At 36.8% G+C, this 11,742-nt stretch carries 12 protein-coding genes and 1 pseudogene; 8 read left to right on the top strand and 5 right to left on the bottom strand.

Going from position 1 to position 11,742, the window contains the following annotated elements; translation table 11 throughout:
* Positions 1–37 precede the first annotated feature (37 nt).
* Together HCH28_RS00515 and HCH28_RS00510 are read right to left on the bottom strand one after the other, a co-directional pair.
* On the bottom strand, positions 38–592 hold the full coding sequence (locus HCH28_RS00515) for an NADPH-dependent FMN reductase (RefSeq protein ID WP_221679100.1): 555 nt from the start codon (positions 590–592) through the stop codon (positions 38–40).
* A 127-nt stretch (positions 593–719) separates the two neighbouring features.
* Positions 720–1,550, bottom strand: coding sequence for an oxidoreductase (locus tag HCH28_RS00510; protein ID WP_221679099.1), 831 nt, complete (start codon positions 1,548–1,550; stop codon positions 720–722).
* 365 nt (positions 1,551–1,915) lie between these two features.
* Between HCH28_RS00510 and HCH28_RS00505 the strand changes: the two genes are divergently transcribed.
* From HCH28_RS00505 to HCH28_RS00485, 5 genes are all read left to right on the top strand, one after another.
* Positions 1,916–2,962 (top strand): PseG/SpsG family protein, encoded by a 1,047-nt coding sequence (locus tag HCH28_RS00505; protein ID WP_221679098.1) that lies wholly within the window; start codon positions 1,916–1,918, stop codon positions 2,960–2,962.
* Between the two features lie 191 nt (positions 2,963–3,153).
* Positions 3,154–3,339, top strand: a complete 186-nt coding sequence (locus HCH28_RS00500) for an SE1832 family protein (RefSeq protein ID WP_004225556.1) — start codon at positions 3,154–3,156, stop codon at positions 3,337–3,339.
* Between the two features lie 34 nt (positions 3,340–3,373).
* On the top strand, positions 3,374–4,945 hold the full coding sequence (locus HCH28_RS00495) for an ABC-F family ATP-binding cassette domain-containing protein (RefSeq protein WP_004225557.1): 1,572 nt from the start codon (positions 3,374–3,376) through the stop codon (positions 4,943–4,945).
* Positions 4,946–5,382: 437 nt separating this feature from the next.
* Positions 5,383–5,787: a transcriptional regulator Spx gene (gene spx, locus HCH28_RS00490; protein ID WP_004225558.1), complete on the top strand. Its 405-nt coding sequence runs from the start codon at positions 5,383–5,385 to the stop codon at positions 5,785–5,787.
* A gap of 23 nt (positions 5,788–5,810) precedes the next feature.
* A complete protein-coding gene (locus HCH28_RS00485) occupies positions 5,811–6,257 on the top strand; it encodes a MarR family winged helix-turn-helix transcriptional regulator (RefSeq protein WP_009371643.1) in 447 nt (148 codons plus the stop codon).
* 106 nt (positions 6,258–6,363) lie between these two features.
* Here HCH28_RS00485 and HCH28_RS00480 read toward each other — a convergent pair whose 3' ends face one another.
* The 3 genes from HCH28_RS00480 to HCH28_RS24785 all read right to left on the bottom strand — a co-directional run bounded on the left by HCH28_RS00480 (position 6,364) and on the right by HCH28_RS24785 (position 8,335).
* The gene (locus HCH28_RS00480; RefSeq protein ID WP_036078118.1) at positions 6,364–6,912 is read right to left on the bottom strand and encodes an RNA polymerase sigma factor; all 549 of its coding nucleotides are present in this window, start codon (positions 6,910–6,912) and stop codon (positions 6,364–6,366) included.
* A 292-nt stretch (positions 6,913–7,204) separates the two neighbouring features.
* Positions 7,205–7,978 carry a LuxR C-terminal-related transcriptional regulator gene (locus HCH28_RS00475; RefSeq protein WP_255600311.1) on the bottom strand — a complete coding sequence of 258 codons (774 nt, stop codon included), beginning with the start codon at positions 7,976–7,978 and terminating at the stop codon, positions 7,205–7,207.
* 27 nt (positions 7,979–8,005) lie between these two features.
* Complete coding sequence (locus tag HCH28_RS24785; RefSeq protein ID WP_255600309.1) at positions 8,006–8,335, bottom strand: hypothetical protein; 330 nt, start codon at positions 8,333–8,335, stop codon at positions 8,006–8,008.
* Between the two features lie 192 nt (positions 8,336–8,527).
* On the opposite strand from HCH28_RS24785, the pseudogene HCH28_RS00470 reads away from it, so the two are divergent.
* The 3 genes and pseudogenes from HCH28_RS00470 (at position 8,528) to HCH28_RS00460 (ending at position 11,703) form a co-directional block, all read left to right on the top strand.
* Positions 8,528–9,282, top strand: a pseudogene (locus HCH28_RS00470) (SDR family NAD(P)-dependent oxidoreductase).
* 23 nt (positions 9,283–9,305) lie between these two features.
* Complete coding sequence (locus HCH28_RS00465) at positions 9,306–10,049, top strand: SDR family NAD(P)-dependent oxidoreductase (RefSeq protein ID WP_221679097.1); 744 nt, start codon at positions 9,306–9,308, stop codon at positions 10,047–10,049.
* Positions 10,050–10,320: 271 nt separating this feature from the next.
* A complete protein-coding gene (locus tag HCH28_RS00460) occupies positions 10,321–11,703 on the top strand; it encodes a dipeptidase (RefSeq protein WP_221679096.1) in 1,383 nt (460 codons plus the stop codon).
* The last annotated feature ends 39 nt before the right edge of the window (positions 11,704–11,742 follow it).

Raw genomic sequence — 11,742 nt, 5'->3', positions numbered from 1 at the left:
CTGCACAGTGATTTCTTACCACCGTACAAGGGCTATCTTAATGTTGGTCAATTGTTTCTTTGGGCAAGTTCTTGCTCATTTCACAGTATTGAACAAATACACGAGCTAATTCACGTAAACGACTATGAACGTCTGCGTCTACAATATTATTATCTGCATCAAAATGTGATGTATGTGTATACACATAGTTTGGCGTAACAAGCGCTCGGAAGTAGTCTAAAATAGGTTTTAGCTGATTTTCGACTACAAGGTGATGCTGATATGTGCCTCCATTTGCAACAATGGATACGGGCTTATAGCGCATTGTTTTAGGGTGTAAGAAGTCAAAGGCATTTTTCAAAACGCCTGGAATAGACGCTTGGAAAATAGGCGTTGCAATAATGTAAGCGTCTGCCTCCTCAAATTGTTGAATCATTTTTTTCATATCATCATTTAATGGAGAACCATCCACAATTTGATGCTTATATTGACTAAAATGCATCATTTCTAACTCGAAACTAGCATCTAATTCTTTAATATATTGCTCCACTTGCTCTAAAATAGCACCAGTTTTACGACCAAACATCGTGCCATCTACGAGTAAAATTTTCATCTTTACTTTGCCTCCACATTCATCTTCTACAATAATATTGTAACAAATGAAAAGTGGCTCGGAAAGGATTGTCATGACAATTGATATAAATTCAGTCTTTAGACGGAACGAGAATTTAATCCCTAAATTAATTATCCTGATCACGTTGTCGGAAATGGACTTCCTTATCAATGACCGTTTCCTCAAGTTTATATTTATCTCGATTAATGACAACCTCCCGATTAACTTTCTCGCCTTCATTCAGCTTATCCCAATTAAATAATGTTTCTCTTGAAATGTCCTCTTCTGGTACTTCCGGATAATCTAATGTTGCTAACTCATCTGATGGATAAATAGTGACTGGCTGTTGTTTACCATATAGGGCAATAATAATCATAGCCTTTGCCACTTGTGTAGCTTCAATTGCTCTAGAACGTTTTAAAGGTCCAATTAATAAAGGCTGTGCAAGCTTTAATAATTTTTCTCCTGCCTTTTCTCCTAATCGAAATTCATCACGGTTCCCTACTAAGAGTGAGGGGCGAATAATGGAAAGTCTTTGTAAGCCTAGTTCCTCTAAATCACGCTCAAGTTTGCCTTTAACTCGATTATAGTAAAATGGAGAATTCTCATTAGCTCCCATTGCCGTAATCACAAGAAAATGAGGGATTCCCCGTTTTTTTGCTAAAGATGCAATTGCTAACGGGTATTCAAAATCTACCTTTTCAAACATTTCACGAGAGCCTGCCTTTTTAATGGTTGTACCTAAGCAACAATACAATTCATGAGCAAATCCTATATCGTTTTCTTCTATTCTATCAAAATCACGAATTTTCACTTCTAACTTTGGATGCATATAAGTTAGCTTTCTTCGTGCAATAACTGTTACTGAAATATACTCATCATTTTCACATAATTGTTCAACTAGAGCGGAGCCGGTTAAACCAGTCGCCCCTACAACAATCGCTGCACGCATACTCATTTTTTCTCCCGTCCTTCTTCTTATTGATAGTATATCAATTACGGCTCACTCTAAAAGCTCGCCTTCAAATTCTTGACACCCTGCGTTGACCTTATCTTGACACATCGGAGTTAAGCAAAACATGCCATCATCTCCATTTGTAAAGAGATTTTTCTGAACCAAGATAAAGACCTTCCAGTTGTTATGTATATTTCTACAATTCGCCTTTCTATATATATCGACCATTTTTTGGTGATTAAAACTGTTTAAAGATAGCTATTTTAGAAGATTCCTCTAGAGACATTCATGAGCAAATCCTAAATTTTACACATACTTGCTCTTTCTTCGCCATAATTTAAAGAGACAGAGGAAAGGATGGGATACATTTGCAAAACGAAACACACGCAATTGAACCAAAAAAAACGATTGTTTTCATTATTGAAAGCTGTATTGATAAAGGGCTGTATCCTTTTGAACGGGTTTCAACATTAGCTAAACTACTTTCGAATGAGAAGGTTTTTATCTTTGTAAAGACTCCTTCAAATGACGGAATCCAAATTTTAATGAATGAAGGAGTTTCTCCTATTCTATTTGATCACTTTAACGAATTACCTAAGCAAATCAAAGGACTTCAACCTGATTTAATTGTTAGAGATGGGCGAAATTCTGAAGGCTGGCAAGTAGAAGAATTACGACCTTTCTGCAAAACAATTATTCATTTTGATGATTTTGGTGAAGGTGGCCAAGCCTGTGATTGTGTACTACTAGCACTCTATCAAGAAGTGAAAGATTATTTACCAGCACATTATATTGGTGGAAGCTTTGTTTTTGCCCTGCCAGATGCTTATCAGCATTTCGATAATATATCTGATAGTAAAACACCTGAAAATCCGCCTCATATCGTTGTCGCTTTCGAGGATGGGGACGAGCATAATTTAACGTATCGAACACTTCGACACCTAACTCAACTACAAATACCACTACAAATTACAGTTATGATTGACGAAAGCTATCGCCATGCAACGGATGACTTGCAAATGATGGTACTTAGTCGTCGCAATACTGCTATTCTTCGAGATAAAAATGCACTCCTCAAACTACTACCTAAAGCAGATGTCATTATTTGTAATGCTAACTATACACCTTATAAGATTGCCTCTTTTGGCGTGCCATGCATTACACTTGCGCAAACTGAAGCTGAGCTTTTACATGCTTTCCCTCGTGAGCATAATGGCTTTATCCATCTAGGACTTGGTCGAAAAATGAAGCAATCACAAATCCAAAATGCTGTCATGGAATTTCTTTTACACGAAGCTCGCAGTGAACGAGCAGTGAGAAAACAGCGACAACTCAATCTTGCTGATAATAATGAAACACTTCAAGCATTACTCTTAGATTTTGCTTATGATCGTCATAATATCGCTTCTACTTAGTGCTACTTCCAAGATGATTATGATACAATATATAAGAATTTTTCACTCCAACACCTCTTACAGAAGTTGGACATAAGTAAATTCAACAAGTACCCGATTGATTTTAAAGAATAAGCGGTGGGGGATTCTTAAAACCTCCATCGCTTTTACACGCATTCACTATAAAAATAGTCTCAAAAGGAGTAGTCTTCATGCCAACAAAAAGTGATATTGAATACCAAATTAGAGAGTTAAAAATGGACTATATGAATTTACAAGGTGATATAGAAAAGTTGGAGTCTACTGGGCACAACGATCAGGTAGCTAAGGCAGAGCAACGTCTTGCGAATATGGAAGCTCAATTAGCAGAACTTAACAAGCAGCTTGCAGAACTATAAAATGTAAACAAGAAAGATAGTTGGAGGAACAGAAATGGCAATATTAACAGTTGAAAATTTAGGTCATTCTTTCGGTGATCGTACACTCTTTAAAGATGTATCGTTTCGCTTAGTGGAAGGTGATCATATTGGACTTGTAGGAGCTAATGGTGTTGGTAAGTCTACATTAATGGGCATCATTACAGGTCAAACGATCCACGATACAGGAAAAGTTGAGTGGTTGCCTGGTACGCACTATGGTTATCTAGACCAACATACCGTACTAACGGCTGGTAGAACAATGCGTGAAGTGTTACGCGATGCCTTTTTACCATTATATAAAAAAGAAGAAGAGCTGAATGAAATTACAGGCAAGATGGCAGACGCAACGCCTGAAGAATTAGAAGTACTTTTAGAACAAATGGCAGAAGTACAAGATGCATTAGATGCAGGAGATTTTTATACATTAGATATGAAAATTGAAGAGGTGGCACGTGGACTTGGACTTGATGCCATTGGCTTAGAGCGTGATGTAGCTGCCCTGTCTGGTGGACAGCGCACAAAGGTACTCCTCGCTAAGCTTTTATTAGAAAAACCTAAAGTACTTTTACTAGATGAGCCGACGAACTATCTTGATGAGGAACATATTACTTGGTTGAAAATTTATTTAAAGAACTATCCATACGCTTTCCTTCTAATCTCACATGATACAGAATTTATGAACGAAACAGTGGATGTCATCTTCCAATTGGAATTTTCAAAATTAACTCGTTATACTGCAACATACGAAAAATTCCTTGAACTTGCTGAAATCAATAAACGTCAGCATATTGAAGCCTATGAAAAGCAACAGGAATTCATTAAGAAGCAAGAAGATTTTATAGCTAAAAACAAGGCACGTTACTCCACTACTGGTCGTGCAAAATCACGTGCTAAGCAACTTGATCGTTTAGAGCGAATTGATCGCCCAGAAACAGCTGTAAAACCAGAATTCGGTTTTAAAGAAGCCCGTTCATCTAGCCGCTACGTTGTAGAGGCTGAGAACTTAGTGATTGGTTACGATAAAGACAAGCCATTACTTCCTCCACTATCTTTTGCGATTGAACGAGGAGAAAAAATTGCTTTAGTCGGTATGAATGGTGTGGGTAAATCCACATTATTAAAAACAATGTTAGGTAAAATTAATGCGCTTGGTGGGAAAGTAGTCCGCGGAGACTACCTATATCCTTCCTATTTTGAACAGGAAGTAAAAGCTGAGAAAATCACGCCAATTGATGATGTTTGGAATGCTTTCCCTTCTATGGAACAAGCCCAAGTACGTGCAGCTTTAGCAAGAGCTGGCCTAAAAACTGACCATATTACACGTCCGCTTAATTCATTATCTGGTGGCGAGCAAGCCAAAGTGCGTTTATGTAAATTAATGATGGAGGAAGCTAACTGGCTTCTCTTCGACGAACCGACAAACCATTTAGATGTAGATGCAAAAAATGAATTAAAACGTGCCATGAAAGAATTTAAAGGTACCATTGTGCTAGTAAGTCACGAACCTGATTTCTATGAAGGACTCGTAACAAAAGTCTGGAATGTTCAAGATTGGTTTACTTCTGGACAACAAGGCCAAGACTAATTATTTCAAGGGCAGCCCCAACATGTTATGGGGCTGCTCTTTTAAATTTTTTTAACTTCGATGTATAAATAGCCTCATTTAAACATACTATAATCAGTGGACTAACAATTTTACTCCTACTTCCAACTAACTCTCTCCTACGAGACAATTTAGAATTCTAGTAGTCCCTATTAACTCATCATCGATTTTATGCTTAAAAAGACAAATTCTAAAAAGTTAACATAAACTTACATCATTGTAAGCTGAATAAACGAAACTTTTTACGCTTATCTTCGTATATTTTAATATAACTGAAAAAATAATAATACGATTGAGAATTTTTTTCAATTAACTATTGATTTATATATAGCTTACTAGTAAGATATATATATAAACTATTAACTTACTAATAAGCTATTTGTAAAATATAATCTAAAAAAGAAAGCGAGGAATGAAGAATGACAGTTACAATTTACTCACAAGCGAGCTGTTCTTCATCCAGAAAAGCACTTAAATGGTTAAAAGATCACAACATAGAATATAAAGAAAAGCGTATTACATCTCACCCACTTACACTTGCAGAATTCAAAGAAATTCTAAGCATGACTGAAGATGGCACAGATGAAATCATTGCAACAAACTCAAATGACTTTAAAAACTTAAATATCGACATCGACCAACTTTCTATTCAAGAGCTATTTGCTATCATTCAGGCACACCCAAGAATGTTGCGAAGCCCTATTATAATAGATGAAAAACGTATTCAAGTTGGTTACAATGAGATGGACATCCGTCGTTTTATCCCACGTAAAGTACGTGCTTACGAATTAAATGCGATGACAAGATTGGCACAAGAAAGTTAAAACAGTTTTGGAGATGACCTTCTATGGACCAAGAAAAACAAAAAGCCATTACCTCGTTGTTTGAAGTCGTTTCATCTATTGAGCGTAAGTGGGCAAACGAGTGGAATAATCATAATGTACTCGGCTTTTCAAAATCCCATATTTTAATTTTAGACTACTTATCGCAGGAGGGCCCAAAACGCCCTTCTGCTATTGCTGAGCGGTTAAAAGTAACTACTGGTGGCGTCACTGTTTTAACAACCAAGCTGATAAATGGTGGCTTTATTGAAAAAACACAGCATGCCACAGACCGCCGTGCTTCTCAACTAGTCATTACGGCTGACGGTGAAAACATATTAAAGGAATCTCGTCAACAAGTGAGTGAAATCATTAATAATATGTTTGGTATGCTAACAGCGGAGGAACTGCAAACCTTACGAACTATTTTTTCTAAATGTTTATTGGATGTGGAGACAAATCGGCCAGATTGAAGCACAATAAAAAGATGCATTTGCAATTATTTGCGAATGCATCTTTTTTGATTAGTCGACCAAATACTTCCGTCTAAGTACCGTGATGTGCGACCAATCTGCTTTATTAAGCTGGTAGCACAGATTCCACTATAGCTGTATCTGACATGAGCATTTCTTTTAATCGAGCCTTTGCACGGAATAAACGAGATTTCACAGTACCAATGGAAACTTTCATAATTGTAGAGATTTCTGCAAGTGAATATTGGTCTATGTAGAAATACCATAAAGTCTTTCTATAAATGGCATCTAATTGCTCCATTTTATCTTGGACTAGTTTTGTCACAATGTCCTTTTCAATTTTTTCTTCTGTAGAAATATCGTTATTGGGAACCAAATCTAGAATCGGTACGTCTAATGTTTCAGGTTGGTTCATCATATACTTGCTACGTCGTACTTTTTTACGATAGCGATCTCTAAATGTATTCATTGTAATAGTTGTCAGCCAAGCTTTAATATGCTCTACTTCGGCCACGCTATCTTCATAGCGTACAACCTTAACCCAAACTTCTTGCATTAAGTCTTCCGCTTCTATATTATTGCGAGTTAGTTTTAAACATAAATGATATATATAACGATTGTATTCCTCGTATACGCCTTCTAATTTTTCATTCATTGTGTATGCCTCCGCTTCTTGTTCTTGCTTCTATACACATTCTCGCAAAATAATGTATTACACTCTATCGCATTGGCTTTCAATTTCATTACAATCGTGTAAGCTTAATCGCTTTCACTTGTAATATTCGTAAAAATTGTTTTACTACTATACTGCTTTCCCTTCAAAAAAGCTTTTGATGACAATAGTTATCTATTAATTAAACTATATTTTTAATAGTATTTATTGTCTGAATATTAATTAGCATTTGAAGAAACAAAAAATGCACTCCTAATAGAAGTGCATTGGGGTGTTAGCTTAGCAGCCCTAGACGAAAGGCTGAGGCAACGACCTGTGTTCGATTCTTTGCTTTGAGCTTTGTCATCAGACTGCTTACATAATCCCTGACAGTATGCTCACTTAAAAATAATAAACCAGCAATTTTTTTATTATCATATCCTTCGGCAAGCAGGCCAAGTATCATCGATTCCCTGTCAGTTAAATGAAGCACTGTATTCTTTTCTACCTTCTCGCCCTTACGTGATAAAAATAAACCTAAACGCTTCCCTACTTCCTCAAGGAGTGTTAATTCTTCCTTTGTACAATCAAATTCCTCCCCTAGCTGATCAAATGTTAGCCATCCAAATAATTGATCTTCACACAAAATGGGAATAAAAATAATCGAGGATAAATTAAATAATTGGATATGCTCTTCTTTCACGTAATTTTTAGGATTTTTTAAATAAATGGGTTTTCTTGAACTAAGTATCGTGTTTTCTCCAGTCAACTCCCCTTTCATGCTTTGCACCTTAGGTAGCTCTGCGCCAATAACTCCATAAAATTGATTGGACCATGGGACATATGCGTAAAATACACATCTTTTATAACTAAAATACTCTTCACATTTTTTTAAAATAAGGGCTAAATCCTGATAACCTGAAGAACTAATGAGCAATTTATCAAGCCTATCTAATAGCTGTAGATGCCTAATTTTTTGATTTTCAGTAGTTATGTTACCAGTTTGGTTATCTCCCTCACAGCCATAGTAAAGCTCTACAAGTAACGTAAATGTCGATAATATATACATGAAGATGGCGTTCGTTCGACTACTCTTCTATTGAATCATAAAAGTAATCAATGATTTCTCAAAAATTAATTGAAATAAATTAAAGCTCTTCCTATCAATAATGGACAACTGTGATTGAAGCCATGTGTTAAAAAAATACTTATCATCATTATTTAGTTCATCGATATTTGCATGTGTCATTAAACGCAAAAATGAATCTAATAGCATTGCTGCTCTTTTTCGATCTGCCCCAGTTATAGAAGGTTCTAGATTAAGGTAAATAATTGTATTCTCTTCAATTTGCTTATGATGAATTTTAATAAACAACACAAACTCTTGAATTGTTACTTCTTCAATTGATTGAAATGGATGCGTCATAGGAAATTCTTCTCCTTCACACTAAAAATACCCCTATAAATGGAGGATATTCATTCACTATATTATACAGCATCTTATAGGATAGTATTTCAAATTGAAAGGAGTAAGATGAAGGTATCGCTAGACAACGCGAATACTTTTGAATCCTCAGGCAACCATATAACCAGAAAAAATGAAAGGTGCGTGCTTGAAATGAGATTAGAAAACAAAGTGGCCATTATTACAGGTGGAGGTACAGGAATCGGGAAAGAAACTGCATTATTATTTGCTAAAGAGGGAGCAAAAATAGTTATACTGATATAAATGAACAATCTGGGAACGAAACAGTCCGTGATATTCAAACTATCGGCGGTGAGGCAGTATTTTTCCACCACGATGTAAGTAATGAAGAAGACTGGAAAAAGGTAGCAGATGAATCAATAAAAACATTTAATAAAGTGGATATTCTTTTCAATAATGCAGGTATCTATATCATAAAACCTCTTGCAGAAATCGAGCTTTCTGACTGGAACCGCTTAATGTCCATCAATGTGACAGGTGTGTTCTTAGGTATGAAGCATATTATGCCGCTTATGACAAAGCAACATAATGGTTCTGTTATTAATGCTTCCTCTATTGCAGGCTTAACAGGGGCAGCTGGTCACGTATTATACGGCGCGAGTAAAGGGGCTGTTCGCATTATGACAAAAGATGCTGCTATGGAGTATGCTCCATACGGCGTACGTGTCAACTCCATTCATCCCGGCTACATTGATACAGGTATGGCAGACTATGCATCAGCAACAACAGGAAGCTCAAAAGATGAATTAGGTAAAAACTTATTCCCATTAGGACGTTTAGGCTCTGTAAAGGAAGTAGCGCAAACTGTATTATTTTTAGCTTCTGATGAATCTTCCTTTTCAACAGGTGCAGAATTCGTTATTGATGGCGGTGCAACAGCAAAATAACATTACTAAAGGTGGTCATTTATATGAAACTAAAAGATAAAGTAGCAATTGTTACAGGTGGAGCTAGTGGGATTGGTGAAGCCACAGTCCGTCTCTTTGTTGAAGAAGGAGCTAAAGTCGTTATTGCCGATTTTTCTGATCGTGGACAAAGCGTTTCTGAAGAATTAAATAACAATGGTTTTGATACACTCTTCGTGAAAACAGATGTAACAAATGAAGCGGACATTCAAAACCTGATAAAGGAAACCGTTACTAAATACGGAAAACTTAATATTATGTATGCAAATGCAGGCGTAGCTGACGATGCACCAGCACACGAGCTTTCTTTTGAAAAATGGAAAAGAACAATTGATATTAATTTATCAGGTGTATTTCTTTCTGATAAATACGCCATTGAACAATTCCTTGCTCAAGGAACAGGCGGCGTCATTGTTAACGCTGGTTCCATTCATAGCTTCGTTGCCTTACCAAACCCTACAGCCTACTCATCTGCAAAAGGTGGCGTTAAATTATTAACACAAAACCTATGTACTGCTTACGCTAAACACGGTATTCGTGTAAATGCAGTGTGTCCTGGCTATATCGACACTCCCCTATTAGCTGAGGTCGATGCTCAGAAGAAAGAATATTTAGCTTCCCTTCACCCACAAGGTCGACTTGGTAAACCAGAAGAAATAGCTAAAGCCGTTCTCTTCTTAGCTAGCGATGACGCAAGCTTTGTTAATGGTACAACCCTTCTTGTTGATGGTGGTTATACTGCTCACTAATGAGGCTTTGAATAGACTTGCCTGATAGCTAGCGCATTTTAGTGATGCATTCTAGCTGTTAATAGTACGAAGCGATCTGGCTGTTGTATCTGAACACTTCACTGAAAAAATTTATAACCCACTCAAGTAATACTCAACCACAATTGCTATTTAGCACTTGTGGTTTATTTTGTAGGTGCTATGTGTAATCTTTCAAGACAATTTAAGTTTCCTAAAAGCAAATTATGCTATACTATTTCTATTATCGAAATATTAGAAAGAAGGATGCTAAATGACTAATTTACAGCAAATTGATGCTTACTTTGCAGAACATCGTGAGGCACATTTAAATGAACTGAATGAATTTTTACGTATTCCAAGTATCAGTTCTTTATCCGAGCATAAAGAGGATATTCAACATGCAGCTGAGTGGCTAGCCAGTGCGTTTGAAAAACTAAATCTTGAAAATATCTCCATTACACAAACAGCTGGGCACCCTGTTGTTTATGCAGACTGGCTACATGCTGAAGGTAAACCAACTATTTTATTTTATGGTCATTATGATGTTCAACCTGTTGATCCATTAAATTTATGGGACAGTGAGCCTTTCAATCCTACAATTCGAGACAATAAATTATTTGCTCGTGGTGCAAGTGATGATAAAGGACAAGTCTTTATGCACTTAAAAATGATCGAGGCATTGTTTGCTACAACAGGGACATTACCAGTTAATGTTAAATTCATTTATGAAGGTGAAGAAGAAATTGGTAGTCCACATCTACCTGCCTATGTTGAGCAAAATAAAGAAAAACTAGCCGCCGATTTAATTTTAATTTCCGATACAGGTCTTTATGGTCCTGGGAAGCCTGCGGTATGCTATGGTTTACGAGGCTTAACGGGCATTCAAATTGATGTGCGTGGAGCTAAGGGAGATTTACACTCCGGTCTTTATGGTGGTGGCGTACAAAATGCTATTCATGCATTAGCTGAAATTTTAGCATCCTTCCGTGATGAGCATGGTACGATTCAAGTTGAAGGTTTCTACGACAAAGTGTTGCCATTAACAGAAGAGGAACGTGAGGCTTATCTTGCGCTTGGCTTCGATGAAGAATCTGTTAAACAGGAAGTTGGCGTAAAAGAATTATTCGGTGAACAAGGATATTCTTATTTAGAACGTACTTGGGCACGCCCAACCCTAGAGGTTAACGGTGTATTTGGTGGTTTCTCAGGTGAAGGCATCAAAACAGTACTACCCGCTGAAGCTGGCGCTAAAATCACATGCCGCCTTGTACCAAATCAAGAGCCAGATGAAATTGTAGCACTTTTAAAAGCACATGTTGAAAAGCACAAACCTGCTGGTGTGGAAATCAGCATTTCTGAATTCGATAAAGGCCGTCCATTCCTAACGCCTTTCGATCATCCATTTATCCAGGCTGCTGGACGCTCTTATGAAAAAGTGTATAATGTACCAACAGCATACACACGAGGCGGTGGATCCATCCCTATCGTCGCTGCGTTTGATGAAATTTTAGAATTACCTGTAGTGTTAATGGGCTTCGGTCTATCAAGTGAAAACTTCCATGCCCCAAATGAACACTTCCATTTAGAAAACTTTGATAAAGGCTTACGTGTTCTGAGTGATTATTTATATGAGGTTTCAGGATTACAAAAATAAATATCGATTAATAAAAAAATCCCCTCACTTTTAAAGTGA

The organism is Lysinibacillus sp. K60 (assembly GCF_019731275.1).
Lineage (GTDB): Bacteria > Bacillota > Bacilli > Bacillales_A > Planococcaceae > Lysinibacillus > Lysinibacillus capsici.
Note: the sequence above shows the minus strand (reverse complement) of the source record. Positions and strands in the feature narration are given on the sequence as shown.